The sequence below is a fragment of the Pseudomonas sp. SC3(2021) genome, from assembly GCF_019856535.1.
GTDB classification, from domain to species: Bacteria; Pseudomonadota; Gammaproteobacteria; order Pseudomonadales; family Pseudomonadaceae; genus Aquipseudomonas; species Aquipseudomonas monsensis.
On the sequence record NZ_CP082236.1, the window covers coordinates 5,685,518 to 5,703,169 of the forward strand.

Genomic DNA, 17,652 nt, shown 5'->3' on the forward strand with positions numbered 1-17,652 from the left:
ATGCCCATCCCAAACGCGGAAAAAGGCGCTGTAATGCGTGAAGCAATGTGTCCGCCAGGATCAAGCTTCGATAAGGTTACCGTCCTACGAAGAGCAGTGAAAACCGCTCTAGATGGCACCAATGTCGACGACGCCAGCGTTTGCGATAATTTTGTGCCATTGGAGAACCCTCTCAAAAAGGGCTCCCCAAAGTTCGACGAGACAAGGCAAGCGCAACTTAATGACCTCATTGAACAAATCGAACAATCAAACGACGACTTTCTAGAGCAAATCGGCGAGTTGCACGCCATGATCGTTTTCTGATTCCGAATAGGACGGTGCTTCAAAGGATTCCCCGGTCCTTTGCCTGCAAGCCCAAGGACTGGGATTGCGCCAATCTCGGCGCGGATAACGCAAGGAAAGTGAAATGAGCAACCCTGAAGAGCCAATGACAAAAGATACGCTGGACGGCTCGTATAACTACGGAATGCTATCTGTGCTGCAAGTTCTAACCGGCTTCATATATGAAAAATCGCCCCCTCATGAACGACAATATTTAAAGGCTCAGCTAGAGCGCGCGAAGGCCAATCCGATTTCCAAATGGAACCGGAAAGAGGAAATCGATTTTTTCGAGACTCCTTTTGAGTCCGCAGAGTCGGTCATGAAAGGGATAGATGAGCAACTTGCCGCTCACGCGAAAAGCTAATTGCCTCTTTCACTTTGTACATAGCTGCAAGCTTTGAAAGCAGTTCATTCTGGGCTGCTTTCTTCTCCGATGGTTGGTTCATAGCCAAACTCCGAGCGGTTCATCCGCGTCATGTGATTGAAGATGTGTCTTTGTGTCTGAGGATCAGGCGGGTTCGATCGAGCCACGGCCCACCGAAAACAATGACTTCAGAAGGCCGCCCTTACAGGTAGTGCAGCAGGAACGGCCCGGGGCCGAACGTGGCAGCATCCTCACCCGGCAGCGCCGGATCTGTTCCGAGGAAGATCCCGGCGTGGTTCGGGTAAACCGTGCGCCCCACGAGGAGCGCAGGCCATGGCTTGATTCGGTGCCAATGCTGGCCAAGCTTGATTTGAAGAAGAAGGTGCGCGAGCCCTACCCCATGACATGGGAAGAGCAGTCGATCCTTTTCGGAGAGTTGCCGGCTCACCTGCAAACGATGGCCCTGTTCAAGGTGAACACGGGGTGTCGCGAGCAAGAGGTCTGCAAATTGAGGTGGGATTGGGAGATATTGGTGCCAGAGCTTGGCACCAGCGTGTTCCTGATTCCGTCAGACTTCGGCGGCCGGAACGAGCGGTCAGGCGTAAAGAACGGTGACGAGCGACTGGTCGTGCTGAACACCGTGGCGAAGTCGATCGTCGATAAGCAGCGGGGCCTCAGCAAGGACTGGGTTTTCCCTTACAACGGTACCGCGCTGCATCGCATGAACGACTCAGCTTGGAAAAAGGCACGGGTGAGAGCGGCGAAACTCTGGCAGGAGGAAAATCTTCGCCCCGCTCACCCTGGGTATGCATCCATCAGGGTGCACGATTTGAAGCACACGTTCGGCCGGCGCCTTCGGGCAGCAGGTGTCACACAGGAAGACCGAAAGGCTTTGCTGGGACACAAGAACGGCAGCATCACCAGTCACTACTCAGGCGCAGAGCTTGGTCATCTGATTGAGGCTGCGAATATGGTATCAGCAACAGACTCACGTGGGCCGGTACTGACGATCTTGAAAAGGAAAACTGGATGAAGTCCCGAAAAACTCCCCACCAATGAAAAAGCCCAACTGGCTAGAGTTGGGCTAAGTCATTGAATAATATGGTCGGGACGGAGTGATTCGAACACTCGACCCCTAGCACCCCATGCTAGTGCGCTACCGGACTGCGCTACGCCCCGACTGGTTTTGCAATCGTTCCTCTTCTCGAAGAACGCTCAAGAATATATCGCAAGCGTTTGAAAACTGGAAGTATTCAAACGCTGCTTTTTATTTCTTGAGGACCACCAACACGTCTTCCAACTCAGCAATCATCTGCCGAATCATCTGCTTGTATTGGGTGGTGTCGTCTTTGGCTTCATCACCGGACAAACGCAAGCGTGCGCCGCCAATGGTGAATCCCTGATCGTAAAGGAGCGCGCGGATCTGCCGGATCATCAGCACGTCCTGGCGCTGATAATACCGGCGGTTTCCGCGGCGTTTGACGGGGTTGAGTTGAGGAAACTCCTGCTCCCAATAGCGCAGCACGTGTGGCTTTACGGCACACAGCTCGCTGACTTCACCAATGGTGAAGTAGCGTTTGCCCGGGATGACGGGTAGTTCGTCGTTATGACTTGGTTCCAGCATAAGCCTCAACTCGGGCCTTCAACTTCTGCCCTGGACGAAAGGTGACCACACGGCGAGCCGTGATCGGGATTTCTTCCCCCGTTTTCGGGTTGCGGCCAGGCCGCTGGCGTTTGTCCCGAAGGTCGAAATTGCCGAAACCGGACAATTTGACCTGCTCGTTGTCTTCAAGAGCGTGCCTGATCTCCTCGAAAAACAGTTCGACCAATTCCTTGGCTTCCCGCTTGTTCAGGCCCAGCTCTTCATACAGACGTTCCGCCATCTCAGCTTTCGTCAAAGCCCCCATACGTCACTTCCTTAACGTGGCGTTCAACCTTTGTTCGAGCGAGGTGAGGATATTTTGCGTCGTCGAATTCACCTCATCGTCATTAAGAGTGCGCGATGGATGCTGCCAGGTCAAGCCAACTGCAAGGCTTTTTCTATCAGGATCAATGCCTTTACCCTGATACACGTCAAACAGCCTGAGATCTGTGAGCCATTCGCCTGCATTTTCACGGATTACGTCCAGTACGGCCGCGGATGCGACGTCTTTGTGCGCAATCAGTGCAAGGTCACGCCGCACTTCAGGAAAGCGCGACAACTCGTGGAATTTCGGCATTTTACCGAGCGCCACTTCAGCCAGAACCAGCTCGAAAACGAAGACCGGACGATCCAGGCCCAAGGCTTTCGACAATTCAGGGTGAATCGCGCCGATGAAGCCCACTTCACGCCCTTCGCGCTCGATACGCGCGGTTTGACCCGGGTGCAGTGCCGGGTGTTTGCCCGGTGCGAACGTGAACGAATCCAGCGCTCCGGCAAAGCCCAGCACCGCTTCCACGTCGGCTTTGACGTCGAAGAAATCGACAGTATCGCGGCCTTGCGCCCAGCCTTCCGGCAGACGGCTGCCGCAGACCACACCGGACAGCATTGGCTCTTGCTTCAGGCCTTCCAGTTGACCGACAAAACGCAGACCGCTTTCGAACAGACGTACACGATCCTGCTGACGGTTCAGGTTGTGCTGCAACGCTTTGACCAGGCCCGGCCACAGCGAAGAACGCATCGCCGCCATGTCGTTGGAGATCGGATTGGCCAGCAACAGCGGCTCGACGCCCGGATTGAACAGTTCGAACTGTTTCGGATCGATGAAGCTGTATGTGATCGCTTCCTGATAACCACGCGCAACCAGCAGACGGCGCAGTTCTGGCAGATCGCTACGCGCTTCAGCCTTGGCTTGTGGCGCCAGGCGTGCTTGCGGGTAACGAACCGGCAGACGGTTATAGCCATACAGACGGGCCAGTTCTTCGATCAGATCGACTTCCAGGCTGATATCGAAGCGATGGCTCGGCACTTCTACGCGCCACTGGCCTTCACCATCGGCTGCAATGCCAAGACCCAGGCCGCCGAGCAGACGCTCGACCTGAGCCGAGTCCATCTCCATGCCAAGCATCTGAGTGATGCGCTGGGCACGCAGAGTGATCGGAGCGATTGACGGCAGGTGCTGTTCGCTGACGGTCTCAATGATCGGACCGGCTTCGCCGCCAGTGATCTCCAGCAGCAGGCCGGTAGCGCGCTCCATGGCTTCACGGGCCAGTTGCCAGTCCACGCCACGCTCGTAGCGGTGCGAAGCATCGGTATGCAGGCCGTAGGAACGGGCCTTGCCTGCCACCGCGATCTGGTCGAAGAACGCCGATTCAAGGAATACGTCGCGAGTGGTCGCGGAGACACCGCTGTGCTCACCACCCATCACGCCGGCAATCGCCAACGCGCGAGTGTGGTCGGCAATTACCAGCGTATCGCTGCGCAGGCTGACTTCCTGACCGTCGAGCAGCACCAGCTTCTCACCCTCTTCCGCCATGCGCACGCGGATGCCGCCATTGATTTCGGCGAGATCGAAAGCGTGCAGGGGCTGACCCAACTCCAGCATCACGTAGTTGGTGATGTCGACAGCCGCGTCGATGCTGCGCACGTCGGCGCGGCGCAGGCGTTCAACCATCCACAGCGGCGTCGGCCTGGACAGATCGACGTTACGGATAACGCGCCCCAGGTAACGCGGGCATGCGGCTGGGGCCAATACTTCTACCGAACGCACTTCATCGTGCACGGCCGCAACGGCGGCCACGACCGGACGGGTAACCGGAGTCGCGTACAGCGCGCCGACTTCACGGGCCAGACCGGCCAGGGACAGACAGTCGCCACGGTTAGGGGTCAGGTCGACCTCGATGCTGGCATCTTCCAGATCCAGATACACACGGAAGTCTTCGCCCACCGGTGCATCGGCCGGCAGCTCCATCAGACCGTCGTTGCCTTCACCGACTTGCAGCTCGGCTTGCGAGCAGAGCATGCCGTTGGACTCAACGCCGCGCAGCTTGGCTTTTTTGATCTTGAAGTCGCCCGGCAGCTCGGCGCCAATCATGGCGAACGGAATCTTCAGGCCCGGGCGCACGTTTGGCGCTCCGCACACGACCTGGAAGGTTTCCGCGCCATTGCTGACCTGGCACACCCGCAACTTGTCGGCATCAGGGTGCTGCTCGGTGCTCAGCACCTCGCCCACTACCACGCCGCTGAATACACCGGCGGCCGGAGTCACGCTATCGACCTCAAGACCGGCCATCGACAGACGGGCAACCAGCTCGTCGCGATTTACCTGCGGGCTAACCCAGCCACGCAGCCATTGTTCACTGAATTTCATCCTGCTCTCCTAAGAATTCGTTACGACTAGCGAAATTGCGCGAGGAACCGCAAGTCGTTGTCGAAGAACAGACGCAAGTCGTTCACGCCGTAACGGAGCATGGCCAGACGCTCGACGCCCATGCCAAAGGCAAAGCCGGAGAACTCTTCCGGGTCAATGCCGGACATACGCAACACGTTCGGGTGAACCATGCCGCAACCCATCACTTCCAGCCAGCCGGTCTGCTTGCAGACGCGGCAGCCTTTGCCGCTGCACATCACGCATTCCATATCGACTTCAGCGGATGGTTCGGTGAACGGGAAGTACGAAGGACGGAAACGTACGGCCAGTTCTTTCTCGAAGAACACCCGCAGGAATTCTTCGATGGTGCCTTTGAGATCGGCAAAATTGATGTCGCGATCGACCAGCAGGCCTTCGACCTGGTGGAACATCGGCGAGTGGGTGATATCGGAGTCGCTACGGTACACACGGCCCGGGCAGACGATGCGGATCGGCGGTTGCTTGGACTCCATGGTGCGGACCTGTACCGGCGAGGTATGGGTGCGCAGCAACATGTTTGCATTGAAATAGAAGGTGTCATGCATCGACCGGGCCGGGTGATGGCCTGGGATGTTGAGCGCTTCGAAGTTGTGGTAGTCGTCTTCGACCTCAGGGCCTTCGGCAATGCCGTAGCCGATGCGGGTGAAGAACTGTTCGACACGCTCCAGAGTCCGGGTCACCGGATGCAGGCCACCGGAGGTCTGGCCACGGCCCGGCAAGGTCACGTCAATGGATTCGGCAGACAGTTTGGCCGCCAGTTCGGCTTCCTCAAACAGAGCCATGCGCGCATTGAGAACGCCTGTGACACGTTCCTTGGCAACGTTGATCAGCGCGCCGACTTGCGGACGCTCTTCTGCCGGCAAATTCCCCAGGGTCTTCATCACCTGAGTCAATTCGCCCTTTTTGCCAAGGTATTGAACCCGGATTTGCTCCAGGGCATTGATATCTTCAGCGCTTTGCACAGCCTCTAGTGCTTGAGAGACCAGCGCATCCAGGTTTTCCATGTACAGACTCCAGATACAAAATAGGGGAAGAGCTTGAAGGCTCTTCCCCTATTTATGACGTTTAACACCTGGCCTCACAGAGATGAGGCCGGGTGACTGTCGGGGGTACTTAAGCCAAGGTGGCTTTAGCTTTCTCGACAATCGCAGCAAACGCCGCTTTTTCGTTCACTGCCAGATCAGCCAGAACCTTACGGTCGATCTCGATGGACGCTTTTTTCAGGCCAGCGATGAAACGGCTGTAGGACAGACCGTTAACACGAGCACCAGCGTTGATACGAGCGATCCACAGAGCGCGGAACTGACGTTTTTTCTGACGACGGTCACGGTAGGCGTATTGGCCTGCCTTGATTACCGCTTGCTTGGCAACACGGAATACGCGGGAGCGTGCGCCGTAGTAGCCTTTAGCAAGTTTCAGAATTTTTTTGTGACGTTTACGGGCAATGACGCCACGCTTTACACGAGCCATGAGTTACTTCCTCTATTCTTGACTAAAATTAACGAAGGCGCAGCATGCGCTCGACTTTTGCCACGTCAGACGGATGCAGCAAGCTGCTACCGCGCAGTTGACGCTTACGCTTGGTCGACATTTTAGTCAGGATGTGGCTCTTGAAAGCGTGCTTGTGCTTGATACCGTTAGCAGTTTTCAGAAACCGCTTAGCAGCACCACTTTTGGTTTTCATTTTTGGCATGTTCGGATACTCCGCATTCAGTTGATAAACATAATCAGAAGGCCTGCCGTGCCCTGTTGATTACTTCTTCTTTTTCGGGGCGATGACCATGATCAGCTGGCGTCCTTCCATCTTAGGATGCTGTTCGACCGAACCGTACTCGAGCAGGTCAGCTTCAACCCGCTTGAGGAGTTCCATCCCCAGCTCCTGGTGGGCCATCTCACGGCCGCGGAATCGCAAGGATACCTTGGCCCTGTCCCCATCACTCAGGAAACGTACCAGGTTGCGCAGTTTTACCTGGTAATCCCCTTCCTCCGTCCCTGGACGAAACTTGATTTCTTTTACCTGAATCTGCTTCTGGTTCTTCTTCGCCGCTGCAATCTGCTTCTTCTTTTCGAAGATCGACTTGCCGTAGTCCATCACCCGGCAAACCGGTGGGACTGCGTCTGCGGAGATTTCTACCAGATCAAGCTTTGCTTCTTCAGCAATACGAAGCGCTTCATCAATAGAGACGATGCCAACCTGCTCGCCGTCAGCGCCAATTAACCGAACCTCGCGTGCCGAGATATTCTCATTGATCGGCGCTTTCGGTGCAGCTCGTTTATCTTGTCTCGGTTCACGCTTAATAATAATTACTCCGAATCTGGGCGACCACGCCGGGAAACCGCTTGCGCGAGAAACTCAGCGAACTGGGCGACGGGCATCGAGCCCAGGTCAGCACCTTCACGAGTACGCACAGCGACAGTCTGCATCTCGACTTCCTTATCTCCGATAACCAAAAGATAGGGAACCTTGAGCAAAGTATGCTCGCGGATTTTAAAGCCGATCTTTTCATTTCTCAAGTCGGACTTGGCACGAAATCCGCTTTCGTTGAGAGTTTTTTCGACTTCAGCGACAAAATCTGCCTGTTTATCAGTGATATTCATGATCACTGCCTGGGTTGGCGCCAGCCACGCAGGGAATGCACCTTCGTAATGCTCGATCAGAATCCCGACGAAACGCTCGAAGGATCCGAGGATCGCACGGTGCAACATGACCGGGTGCTTGCGGCTGTTGTCTTCGGAGACGTATTCGGCACCGAGACGGACAGGCAGGTTGAAATCGAGCTGCAAGGTACCACACTGCCACACGCGACCGAGGCAATCTTTCAGCGAGAACTCGATCTTCGGACCGTAGAACGCACCTTCACCCGGCTGCAGATCGTACGGCAGGCCAGCGGAATCAAGGGCTGCGGCCAGTGCGGCTTCGGCGCGATCCCACAGCTCGTCGGAACCTACACGTTTTTCCGGACGAGTGGACAGCTTCATCTCGACGTCGGTAAAGCCGAAGTCGCGATAAACATCCATGGTCAGCTTGATGAAGGCAGCGGATTCGGCCTGCATCTGCTCTTCGGTGCAGAAAATGTGGGCGTCATCCTGAGTGAACGCGCGCACGCGCATGATGCCGTGCAGCGCGCCCGACGGCTCGTTGCGGTGGCAGGCACCGAATTCGGCCAGGCGCATCGGCAGCTCACGGTAGCTCTTCAGGCCCTGATTGAACACCTGCACGTGGCAAGGGCAGTTCATCGGCTTGATAGCGTAGTCGCGGCTTTCCGACTCGGTGGTGAACATGTTGTCGGCGTAGTTGGCCCAGTGCCCGGATTTCTCCCACAGGCTGCGATCGACCACTTGCGGGGTCTTGATCTCGAGGTAGCCGTTGTCACGCTGCACCTTGCGCATGTATTGCTCGAGCACCTGGTACAAGGTCCAGCCATTCGGGTGCCAGAACACCATGCCCGGCGCTTCTTCCTGGGTGTGGAACAGGCCCAGGCGCTTGCCGATCTTGCGGTGATCGCGCTTTTCCGCTTCTTCGATGCGCTGGATGTATGCCGCCAGCTGCTTCTTGTCAGCCCAAGCGGTACCGTAAACGCGCTGCAGCTGCTCGTTTTTGGCATCACCGCGCCAGTAGGCACCGGACAACTTGGTCAGCTTGAAGGATTTCAGGAAGCGGGTGTTCGGCACGTGCGGACCGCGGCACATGTCGACGTATTCTTCGTGGTAGTACAGGCCCATGGCCTGCTCGTTCGGCATGTCCTCGACCAGGCGCAGCTTGTAGTCTTCGCCGCGGGCCTTGAACACTTCGATCACTTCGGCGCGCGGAGTGACCTTTTTGATGACGTCGTAATCCTTGTCGATCAGCTGATGCATGCGCTGTTCGATGGCGGCCATGTCGTCCGGGGTGAAAGGACGTTCGAAAGCGATGTCGTAATAGAAGCCTTCGTCGATGACCGGACCGATGACCATCTTCGCAGTCGGGTACAGCTGCTTGACCGCATGGCCAACCAGGTGAGCGCAAGAGTGGCGAATGATCTCCAGCCCCTCTTCATCCTTAGGTGTGATGATTTGCAGGGTCGCGTCGCTGCTGATGATGTCGCTGGCGTCGACCAGTTGGCCATTGACCTTGCCGGCCAGTGTGGCCTTGGCCAGACCCGCACCGATGGATGCGGCGACCTCGGCTACGGAAACCGGGTGATCGAATGAACGTTGACTGCCGTCGGGAAGAGTAATAGTTGGCATGGCGCCTCCTCTCCTAGTGGTGACCCCTACCAAAGGTCACGTGGGTTGGGATGAGCCAGTACAAGATCCGATCCAGGCCATTCAATGACGAACGCCTGCCTTACAGCGGCAGGAGCCTTGCGGCCAACCGGAAAACCGAACCAGAGTGACTGGGATTCAAATCGAAATATTCGCACGTTGACCGCTGCCGGGACTGAAGGTCATCCGAAGCCTGAGAACGCTTGAGCCCGGCATGCTAGCACAGATGAGCGGTCACTTATGCCTCTGTTTGATCAGAAGGCAAATCGTCTGTTTTTATGCCAGAGTGCTGAACTTGATTGGCCTTTCAGCCCTCAGATAACAAGACATTGACCCACAAGGAGCATCCTCGCATGCGTCTGAATACCCTGTTCGCCGTAGTCGCCCCTATCGTCATGCTGCTGCCACTGAGCGCCCACGCCGACTGGCCGAAGGGCGAGCGCGAGAAGTACATGGCACAGTGCACCCAGGCGGCGACTCCGCAAATTGGTGCCGCTGCGGCCAAATCGCACTGCGCTTGCGGTGCTGATGCCATCAAGTCCTATCCTTCAGCCGACATTCAGTCCCTGATGGACAACAAAGCCCCCCCTGAACTGCAGCAGAAAGCGCTCGGACAAATCGCCAAATGCAAGGCGAATACACCGGCGAAAAAGTGATTGAAAAAGCCTTCTGACTCGGCTCAGCGCCCCTGAAACAGGCTGAATTTGGGTCTTTTCAGACGATTTATGCAGGTTTTACAGGTTTTTTTATTGTCTTTACTTTCTGCTCAAAGCCTTTTAAACCGGGGCTTTCAGCGAAAACAGACAGCAAAGAAAACACGACTGATTGGCAAACAGCACGTCCGGGGGGCTACCAAAGCGAACATTTCGACTATGATACTCCGGTGTGCCCAGTTGGCCTGAGCAGCACAGTACTACTGAAAATATATGTTTCTTGGAGATACACCATGTCTAATCGCCAAACCGGCACCGTTAAATGGTTCAACGATGAAAAAGGCTTCGGCTTCATCACTCCTCAAGGTGGCGGTGACGACCTGTTCGTACACTTCAAAGCTATCGAATCCGACGGTTTCAAAAGCCTGAAAGAAGGCCAGACCGTCTCTTTCGTGGCTGAGAAAGGCCAAAAGGGTATGCAAGCTGCACAAGTTCGCCCAGAGTAATTTCCCGGCGCACTAAAAAAACCCCGTCCATGTGACGGGGTTTTTTATGCCTGCAACAAAAGTCGTCAGCGATCAGCCGCAGTTGACGCGGGTGACTACCAGATTGGCGTCGGTGTTCAGGTTCAGGCGATCGGAGCGGTACTCCAGAGTGATCATGTCGGTTGGTTTGAGGAAGCGGGCATTTTGCGCCCCGGCCTTGGCGCGAGCCTGATCCAGCAGCGCTGGCGACGCTTTCTTGCCAATGGCGAACTCCGCTGCCGTTGCTTCACAGCGACTATGACCGGACTCGGTGGCCACTGGATCCTTTGCCGACTCGCTGGAACTCGTACTGCAACCGGCCAACAGGGCGGTGGCCATCAGTGCACCCAGTGTCGCGAACTTCAAAGGCATGAAGCCTCCTTGTTTTCAAAAAGTTGAGCTGAGATCGTGCGACCGCCATTACGGCGTTTGGTTTCACCACAGTGAGCATCACCGCCCCACGACCGGAAAAACGCCGAGTGTGCCTGAGCCTCGCCCCGCTCCTCATCAATCAATCGTGACTGAATATTAACGACGCTCAATACACGTCAATGTAGTCGTACGGTGGATTCGGCCAGTTGTCCTTCAACGCGTTGAAAATCTGCATCACCCACACCTCGTCGCTGGCGGCGACATTTCCGACGTAGCCTGAGCCCTTGGCCCAGGTTTCCAGGCGAAACAGCAAGCCGTCGATATCCTGGCCGCCGGTCACGCCCGAAGAAATGTAGGCGATACCGCCCTTGGTCACACGCAGTTGAGTGTGTTCGTCATCACTGGCCGAGGCGAGCAACTGGCGCACAGCCTCCAGCGTGAGGCCGTCGGGGGAATTCAAATCGATCTGCACAGCGCGATCCTTGGAAAGCCTTAAAAGACCAAGTGTCGCATAGCGCCCCGGTCATGCCTAAGTCGCAGTGTCAAACGCCCGACAAAATGGTTAACTCGACACATCGTTCTCCCGACTTCCCGAGCCTTATCATGACGACCGTAAGCATCGACGCCGACATCAAAGCCAAATGGGCCGACGGGCACAGCTCTTATAGCCCCGACACTACAGAAGAGCTGGCATTGATAGGAATCGATCTATTGGTCAAGGAACTTGGAACCGAGGCAGCCCAGCAATTCATCAAGCAGATTTTCGAGCGCTACCCGACCGAACAGATCGAGCATGAGCACGCAGAGAGGAAGTAGCACCCGCAGGCTGGCACCTGCGGGTCGGATTTTTTACTTCAGGCGCTTGAGCCGCTCGGTGAGCAGATCGAAGAAACCCTGGGCATCGCCGTTTTCGACCCAGAAGGCATTTTTCGGCGCCTTGAGTCCGTCATACCAATCGACAATGGTCTGACCGAATGTCGGCCCTTCACGGCTATCGACCACCACATTCACTGAACGACCGGTAAACAGTTCCGGCTTGAGCAAGTAAGCCACGACGGTGGCGTCATGCACCGGGCCACCCGGAATACCGTAGTGCTCCATGTCCCCTTTGATGTACTCGTTGAGGATGTCGCCAACGATTTTGCTCGCATTGTTGTTCAGCGCCGCAATCTGCTTCAGGCGGGCGTCGCTGGTGAGGATCTTGTGGGTCACGTCCAGCGGCAGGTAGGTCAGCTTGACGCCGCTTTTGAGCACCACTTCAGCCGCTTGCGGGTCGGCAAACAGGTTGAATTCGGCCACCGGGGTGATGTTGCCGCCGTTGAAGTGTGCCCCACCCATGATCACCACTTCCTTGATGCCCTGAACGATCTCGGGCTCCTGGATCAGCGCCAGCGCCAGGTTGGTCTGCGGACCGAGCATGGCAATCGTGATGCTGTGCGGCTTGGCCTTTTTCAAGGTGTCGATCAGATAATTGACCGCATTGCCTTCTGCCAGGCCTTTTTTCGGTTCGTGCACGGTGACACCCGACAGGCCTTCCTTGCCGTGAATGTTTTCGGCGTAGATCGGCGTACGCATCAGCGGTTTTGGTGCGCCGGCATAAACCGGGACATCCTCGCGCCCCGCCCACTCGCGAGCCAGACGCGCGTTGCGCGAGGTCTTGTCGAGGCGGACATTGCCGGCCACGGTGGTCAACGCGCGAATGTTCAGCTCGTCCGGCGAGGCCAGTGCGAACAGCAAGGCGACCACGTCGTCAGCGCCCGGATCAGTATCAATGATCAGGTCGATTTTTTCCGCCGCCTGGGCGCCGGTCGCAGTAATGACGGACAAAAGCAGCAGACTCCGAAGCAATTGATGCAGTGTGTGAGCATAGCGTTGCATGGCGCATTCCTTGTGCATTTGAAATTGAAAGTTAGAACGTAACACCGGCCACCAGCACGATGTTGCAGTACGGCTGACATTCGCCTGTACGAACAATCGCCCGAGCCTGTCGGCTAAGAACCTTGAATTGTTCGTGACTGAGCAGATCGCGACGACCCAGCGCCCCCTCTTCATTCAACACATCCAGCGTTGTCAGCGCTGTCGGCTGCTTGTCGAAGATCTCTTTGGCCAGCACATGGCTTTCCACCTGCATCTCGCTGAGCACGATTTTCAGGGTGCTGACGAAATCCGGAACGCCGTGGGTCAGCGCCAGGTCAATCAGCTCGACGCCCGGCGGCACCGGCAGTCCAGCGTCACCGATCACGACCATGTCGCCATGACCCAAAGAGGCAATCAGTCGCGATAACGCGACGTTAAGCAAAGGAGTCTTTTTCATGCGGGTTTGAATGCCTGTACGTCGGACATGCTGGGAATGGAGGGTTGTGCGCCGGCGCGGGTGACCGACAGGGCAGCGGCGATCTGACCGTAACGGATCGCCTCGGCTTCGGACTTGCCGTCGGCCAGGGCAGCGGCAAAACCACCGACAAAGGTGTCGCCTGCCGCTGTGGTATCGACGGCTTTCACCTTCGGTGCCGGGAAGTGTTCGAACCCCTTGCCGTTGGCAAACAGCGAACCTTCGGCGCCGAGGGTAATGATGACTTTACCCGCGCCCATTGCGATCAGGTGGCTGGCAGCCTTTTCTGCCGACTCCCGCGACTCGACCGGCAGACCGCTCAGGGCCGCGGCTTCGCTCTCGTTGGGTATCAGGTAGTCGATGGCCGCGAACCAGTCGGCCGGCAAAGGACGACTGGCCGGCGCAGGGTTGAGGATCACGGTCTTGCCCAGCGTGCGGGCGCGCTTGAGCGCATGTCCCACGGTGGCATCCGGAATCTCGAGCTGACAGATAATCACGTCAGCATTCTGCAGAACGGCATCGAAACGATCGATCACCGCTGGCGTCATGGCGCCGTTGGCGCCGGCGACGATGACAATCGCGTTCTGACTGTGGTCATCGACCACAATCAACGCCACGCCACTGGAGCCCTCGACCACGCTCACTGCCTGACAATCAATCTGCTCGGCCAGCAAGGCTTCACGCAATTGCACGCCATAGTCGTCATTGCCCACACAGCCGATCATCGCCACCTGCGCCCCCAACCGCGCAGCGGCCACGGCCTGATTGGCCCCCTTGCCACCGGATACGGTGGCAAACGAATGGCCAATCAGCGTTTCACCGCCTCGGGGCAGCCGTGGTGCACGGGTGACCAGATCCATGTTCAGGCTGCCTATTACCACTACATTTGCTGGCATACATCACTACTCGTCAATTCGGTTTTCAGCGGTATTCAGTGAACACGCCAGACAGCGGCGCAGTTGATTCGCGCAGGACAATACTCGGTGTCACGATCCGTTGATCGGTGACCATCTGCGGCGTGGCAATCCTTCGCAGCAAGACCTCGGCGGCCATTTCACCCAGTTGCAGGATCGACTGGCCAACCGTGGTCAATGCCGGATACACATAGCGACTCATCTGGATATCGTCGAAACCGATCACTGACAGTTCACCCGGCACCCGCACGTTGCGCTCGGCGGCCGCGCGCAAGACACCGATGCCGATCATGTCGTTACCGGCAAAAATAGCGCTCGGCGGATCGTTCTCAAGCAGGATGGCCGCCGCGTTATAACCACCGGTGCTGGTGAAATCACTCTCCAGCATGCGCGCAGGGCGCACTTCGATGCCCGCCTCTTTCAGCGCTCGGCAATATCCCGCCTGGCGCATCTGCGCCACACTGGTGCTCGCCGGACCTCCGATCGTAGCGATATCGCGATGCCCCAACTCGAGCAAATGGCGGGTTGCAAGATAGGCACCGTATTCATGGTCGATACGCACCAGATCCGCATCCACGCCGTCGAGGTCGCGGTCGACGATCACCATCGGCGTCTTCACGCCGGCCAGCCCCTGCGCGAGACCACTGTCACCGCCCGCCGAGGCAACGATCAAACCATCAATGCGTTTTTCCAGCAGCACGCGCAAATAACTGCGCTGTTTCTCCGGGTTGTCATCGGAGTTGCACAGGATCACGCAATAGCCGTTACGCTCACAATAATCCTCGATGCCCCGCGCCAGCTCCGCAAAGTAGGGGTTGAGACTGTTCGGCACCAGCAGCCCGATTGTGGCGGTGGTCTTGGCCTTCAGCGAGCGCGCCACGGCACTCGGCACGTAGTCGAGGCTCTTGATCGCCGCTTCGACCTTGAGCCGCACCTCCTGACTGACTGGCCGGGTGTTGTTCACCACATGCGACACGGTGGTGTAGGAAATCCCCGCGAGCGCCGCCACATCCTTGATCGTTGCCATGATTCAGCCCCGGCGAGTTGCACGTTGACTGCGATAAGTATCGAGCACCACCGCGATAACGATCACCGCACCGGTGATGATGCGTTTGGTCGGTTCGGTGGCACCAATCTGCGCCAGACCGGCCGCCAGCACGGAAATGATCAATACACCAAAGAACGTGCTGATCACTGAGCCACGCCCGCCCATCAGACTGGTGCCGCCGATGACCACGGCTGCGATCACCTGCAGCTCAAGACCCGAACCGGCATTGGGATCTGCGGCTTCCAGACGGGAAATCTGGAAAAGCGCAGCGATACCGGCGAGCAGGCCCATCAGGCTGAACACCAGAATCTTGTAAGGCTTTGGATTGATCCCGGCCAGACGCACAGCTTCTTCATTGGTACCGATGCCGATCAGGTAGCGGCCGAACACTGTGCGCGTCAAAACCGCCTGCGCGATGAAAATCACCAGCAAGGCAATGATGAACGAAGGCGAAATACCGAACGCAATCGGGTTCGACAGCCAGGCAAAGGCGTCGCCGATGTAGGCGGTGCGCGACCCCGTCATCTGATACGCCAGGCCCCGGGCCATTTCGAGCACGCCAAGGGAGACGATGAACGAGGGAATCCGCCAGGCCACGGTGATCGAGCCGGTGATGGTGCCGGCCAGTGCCGCCACCGCCATGCCGAGCAACGCCGCCGGCAACACGCTCCAGCCCCAGCCGAGAATAGCCACACTGACGGTCGATGCCGCCAATGCCAGCACCGAGCCGACCGACAGGTCGATACCGCCGATGATCAGCACGAACGTCATGCCGACCGCCAGCACCATCAGATCGGGAATCTGGTTGGCCAGGGTACTGAAGGTGTTGTAGGAGAGGAAATGGCTGCTCAGCACCGAGAACAGCGCAATCATCGCCAGCAAGGCACCGGCCAGGCCCAGATAAGTGCCCAGACCGTAAAAATTGCCACTACGTTTGCCGGCAGGAGATGCAGTTTTCATGGAAGATCCCTAGGCGCCGCTTCGTTGAGCAACGCATCACGTTTTTGGTAGCCGGCGAACGCGGCGGCAAGCAAATCATCCTGAGTCCAGCTGTCGCGCTCGAATGTGTCGATCAGACGGCCCGCCGACAGCACGCCGATCCGGTCGCAGATCAGCATCAATTCACGAAGGTCGCTGGACACCACCACCAGCGCTTTGCCCTGACGAGTCAACTCGCCGAGCAAGGCATAGATGTCGAACTTGGCACCGACGTCGATGCCTCGGGTCGGCTCATCGAACAGCAACACCGAACAGTCTCTCTCCAGCCAGCGCCCGATCACGACTTTCTGCTGGTTGCCGCCAGACAGCTCTGACACCAGTTGCGCCGGACTCGAACTGCGGATGCGCATGGCATCAATCTGCCGCTGCGCCAGCGAGATTTCGTCGCCGTTGTTGACGAAACCGCCGCTGGAAATCTCCGGCATGTTGCCCAATGCGATGTTGGCGCTGATCGACTGACTGAGCAGCAAACCTTCGCCCTTGCGGTCTTCGGTGATCAACGCTATGCCATGACGCACAGCATCGACAGGCGAACGCACACTCACCGCCCTGGCTGGCGAGCCAAGTGCAATGGTGCCGCTGTCGGCGACGTCGGCACCGAAAATCAACCGCAGCAGCTCGGTGCGCCCTGCCCCGATCAGCCCGGAAATGCCGAAAATCTCGCCGGCACGCACTTCAAACGAAACGTCGCGCACCTTGTCCGAACGAGTCAGACCCTTGACCGTCAATGCCGGCGCGCCGATGTTGCGCTGCCCCATGTCGATGTGCTCACCCAACTCACGACCGACCATCAATGTGACCAGTTGCTCGCTGTTGTAATTGGCCATCGGCTCGACGCAGACCAGGTTGCCGTCACGCAGCACGGCAATCCGTTGCGCGACCCGCGCCAGCTCTTCGAGGCGGTGGGAAATGTAGATGATCGAGACGCCACGCGCCTGCAACCGGGTGATCTGTTCAAAGAGCATTTCGACTTCGCGCGCGGTCAGCATCGCGGTCGGCTCGTCGAGGATCAATACATGGCAATCGCCAATCAGGTTGCGGGCGATTTCGACCATCTGCTGATGGCCGATGCCCAACTCGCCCACCAGCGTGTCCGGATCAATCGCGTCCAGACCGACCTGCGCCATGGCCTCGATCGCTGCCTTGCGCAATTGCTTGCGGCTGATCCAGCCACCGTTGCTCGGCAGATTATCGAGGAACAGGTTCTCGGCCACCGACAGGGTCGGCAACAGATTGAGTTCTTGCATGACCATGCGCACGCCAAGGTCTTCGGCCTGGGTCCGACTGCCCGGACGATACTCCTTGCCGTGGAACTGCATCTGGCCGGTGGTCGGCGTGACCAGTCCGCCAATGATCTTCGACAGGGTACTTTTCCCGGCACCGTTCTCGCCGGTCAGCGCCAGTACTTCACCGCGCATCAGCGTCAAGTCGATGCCGGTCAGCACCGGTTGCGCATAGGTCTTACCGATACCGCTGACCGAGAGGACAGCGTTCGGGGCGGAAACTGACATAAAAACTCTCCATGCGCTCGCCCGGACGGACGAGCGCCGTT

The 17,652-nt window shown here is 57.6% G+C and carries 21 protein-coding genes, 1 tRNA gene and 2 pseudogenes; 6 read left to right on the forward strand and 18 right to left on the reverse strand.

What is annotated here, in order from left to right:
- Nucleotides 1–303 carry a hypothetical protein gene (locus K5Y35_RS25260; RefSeq protein ID WP_222833268.1) on the forward strand — a complete coding sequence of 101 codons (303 nt, stop codon included), beginning with the start codon at nt 1–3 and terminating at the stop codon, nt 301–303.
- A 103-nt stretch (nt 304–406) separates the two neighbouring features.
- Entirely contained in the window at nt 407–685 is a 279-nt protein-coding gene (locus tag K5Y35_RS25265) for a hypothetical protein (protein ID WP_222833269.1), read from the forward strand.
- Nucleotides 686–794: 109 nt separating this feature from the next.
- On the opposite strand, the pseudogene K5Y35_RS27990 reads toward K5Y35_RS25265, so the two are convergent.
- Nucleotides 795–1,004 (reverse strand): annotated as a pseudogene (locus K5Y35_RS27990) (phage tail protein); the annotation flags it as partial.
- Here K5Y35_RS27990 and K5Y35_RS25270 point away from each other — a divergent pair.
- Nucleotides 1,005–1,718: pseudogene (locus tag K5Y35_RS25270) on the forward strand (tyrosine-type recombinase/integrase); the annotation flags it as partial.
- 69 nt (nt 1,719–1,787) lie between these two features.
- On the opposite strand, the gene K5Y35_RS25275 reads toward K5Y35_RS25270, so the two are convergent.
- The 9 genes from K5Y35_RS25275 to thrS form a co-directional block, all read right to left on the reverse strand.
- Nucleotides 1,788–1,864: transfer RNA gene (locus tag K5Y35_RS25275), tRNA-Pro, on the reverse strand.
- Between the two features lie 88 nt (nt 1,865–1,952).
- Entirely contained in the window at nt 1,953–2,309 is a 357-nt protein-coding gene (locus tag K5Y35_RS25280; protein WP_003179985.1) for a MerR family transcriptional regulator, read from the reverse strand.
- On the reverse strand, nt 2,290–2,592 hold the full coding sequence (ihfA, locus tag K5Y35_RS25285) for an integration host factor subunit alpha (protein WP_002553164.1): 303 nt from the start codon (nt 2,590–2,592) through the stop codon (nt 2,290–2,292). The genes K5Y35_RS25280 and ihfA overlap by 20 nt, the downstream gene beginning before the upstream one ends.
- 3 nt (nt 2,593–2,595) lie before the next feature.
- Nucleotides 2,596–4,974, reverse strand: a complete 2,379-nt coding sequence (pheT, locus tag K5Y35_RS25290) for a phenylalanine--tRNA ligase subunit beta (RefSeq protein WP_123463344.1) — start codon at nt 4,972–4,974, stop codon at nt 2,596–2,598.
- Between the two features lie 26 nt (nt 4,975–5,000).
- Nucleotides 5,001–6,017: a phenylalanine--tRNA ligase subunit alpha gene (pheS, locus tag K5Y35_RS25295; protein ID WP_003226365.1), complete on the reverse strand. Its 1,017-nt coding sequence runs from the start codon at nt 6,015–6,017 to the stop codon at nt 5,001–5,003.
- Between the two features lie 109 nt (nt 6,018–6,126).
- Nucleotides 6,127–6,483: a 50S ribosomal protein L20 gene (gene rplT / locus K5Y35_RS25300; RefSeq protein WP_002553161.1), complete on the reverse strand. Its 357-nt coding sequence runs from the start codon at nt 6,481–6,483 to the stop codon at nt 6,127–6,129.
- Between the two features lie 28 nt (nt 6,484–6,511).
- Nucleotides 6,512–6,706, reverse strand: coding sequence for a 50S ribosomal protein L35 (gene rpmI, locus K5Y35_RS25305; RefSeq protein WP_002553160.1), 195 nt, complete (start codon nt 6,704–6,706; stop codon nt 6,512–6,514).
- A gap of 60 nt (nt 6,707–6,766) precedes the next feature.
- Complete coding sequence (gene infC, locus K5Y35_RS25310; protein WP_123463346.1) at nt 6,767–7,318, reverse strand: translation initiation factor IF-3; 552 nt, start codon at nt 7,316–7,318, stop codon at nt 6,767–6,769.
- Complete coding sequence (gene thrS, locus K5Y35_RS25315; protein ID WP_123463348.1) at nt 7,318–9,240, reverse strand: threonine--tRNA ligase; 1,923 nt, start codon at nt 9,238–9,240, stop codon at nt 7,318–7,320. The genes infC and thrS overlap by 1 nt, the downstream gene beginning before the upstream one ends.
- A gap of 371 nt (nt 9,241–9,611) precedes the next feature.
- Here thrS and K5Y35_RS25320 point away from each other — a divergent pair, with 371 nt between their 5' ends.
- Together K5Y35_RS25320 and K5Y35_RS25325 are read left to right on the forward strand one after the other, a co-directional pair.
- A complete protein-coding gene (locus K5Y35_RS25320; RefSeq protein WP_222833270.1) occupies nt 9,612–9,914 on the forward strand; it encodes a hypothetical protein in 303 nt (100 codons plus the stop codon).
- 290 nt (nt 9,915–10,204) lie between these two features.
- Nucleotides 10,205–10,417, forward strand: a complete 213-nt coding sequence (locus tag K5Y35_RS25325) for a cold-shock protein (protein ID WP_003179963.1) — start codon at nt 10,205–10,207, stop codon at nt 10,415–10,417.
- A 72-nt stretch (nt 10,418–10,489) separates the two neighbouring features.
- Here K5Y35_RS25325 and K5Y35_RS25330 read toward each other — a convergent pair whose 3' ends face one another.
- A complete protein-coding gene (locus K5Y35_RS25330; protein WP_123463352.1) occupies nt 10,490–10,807 on the reverse strand; it encodes an I78 family peptidase inhibitor in 318 nt (105 codons plus the stop codon).
- Between the two features lie 166 nt (nt 10,808–10,973).
- Entirely contained in the window at nt 10,974–11,279 is a 306-nt protein-coding gene (locus K5Y35_RS25335; RefSeq protein WP_128614032.1) for a hypothetical protein, read from the reverse strand.
- A gap of 131 nt (nt 11,280–11,410) precedes the next feature.
- Here K5Y35_RS25335 and K5Y35_RS25340 point away from each other — a divergent pair, with 131 nt between their 5' ends.
- A complete protein-coding gene (locus tag K5Y35_RS25340; protein WP_123463356.1) occupies nt 11,411–11,623 on the forward strand; it encodes a hypothetical protein in 213 nt (70 codons plus the stop codon).
- Nucleotides 11,624–11,656: 33 nt separating this feature from the next.
- Here K5Y35_RS25340 and K5Y35_RS25345 read toward each other — a convergent pair whose 3' ends face one another.
- From K5Y35_RS25345 to K5Y35_RS25370, 6 genes are read right to left on the reverse strand one after another with little or no spacing between them, the layout of a single operon-like run.
- A complete protein-coding gene (locus K5Y35_RS25345) occupies nt 11,657–12,685 on the reverse strand; it encodes a nucleoside hydrolase (protein WP_123463358.1) in 1,029 nt (342 codons plus the stop codon).
- A 31-nt stretch (nt 12,686–12,716) separates the two neighbouring features.
- Nucleotides 12,717–13,121, reverse strand: coding sequence for a D-ribose pyranase (gene rbsD, locus K5Y35_RS25350; RefSeq protein ID WP_123463360.1), 405 nt, complete (start codon nt 13,119–13,121; stop codon nt 12,717–12,719).
- On the reverse strand, nt 13,118–14,035 hold the full coding sequence (gene rbsK, locus K5Y35_RS25355; RefSeq protein ID WP_123463362.1) for a ribokinase: 918 nt from the start codon (nt 14,033–14,035) through the stop codon (nt 13,118–13,120). The genes rbsD and rbsK overlap by 4 nt, the downstream gene beginning before the upstream one ends.
- Nucleotides 14,036–14,060: 25 nt before the next feature.
- Nucleotides 14,061–15,080 (reverse strand): LacI family DNA-binding transcriptional regulator, encoded by a 1,020-nt coding sequence (locus tag K5Y35_RS25360; protein WP_222833271.1) that lies wholly within the window; start codon nt 15,078–15,080, stop codon nt 14,061–14,063.
- A gap of 3 nt (nt 15,081–15,083) precedes the next feature.
- On the reverse strand, nt 15,084–16,061 hold the full coding sequence (locus K5Y35_RS25365) for an ABC transporter permease (protein ID WP_123463366.1): 978 nt from the start codon (nt 16,059–16,061) through the stop codon (nt 15,084–15,086).
- A complete protein-coding gene (locus tag K5Y35_RS25370) occupies nt 16,058–17,611 on the reverse strand; it encodes a sugar ABC transporter ATP-binding protein (RefSeq protein WP_123463368.1) in 1,554 nt (517 codons plus the stop codon). Before K5Y35_RS25370 ends, K5Y35_RS25365 begins: the two co-directional genes overlap by 4 nt.
- Nucleotides 17,612–17,652 lie beyond the last annotated feature (41 nt).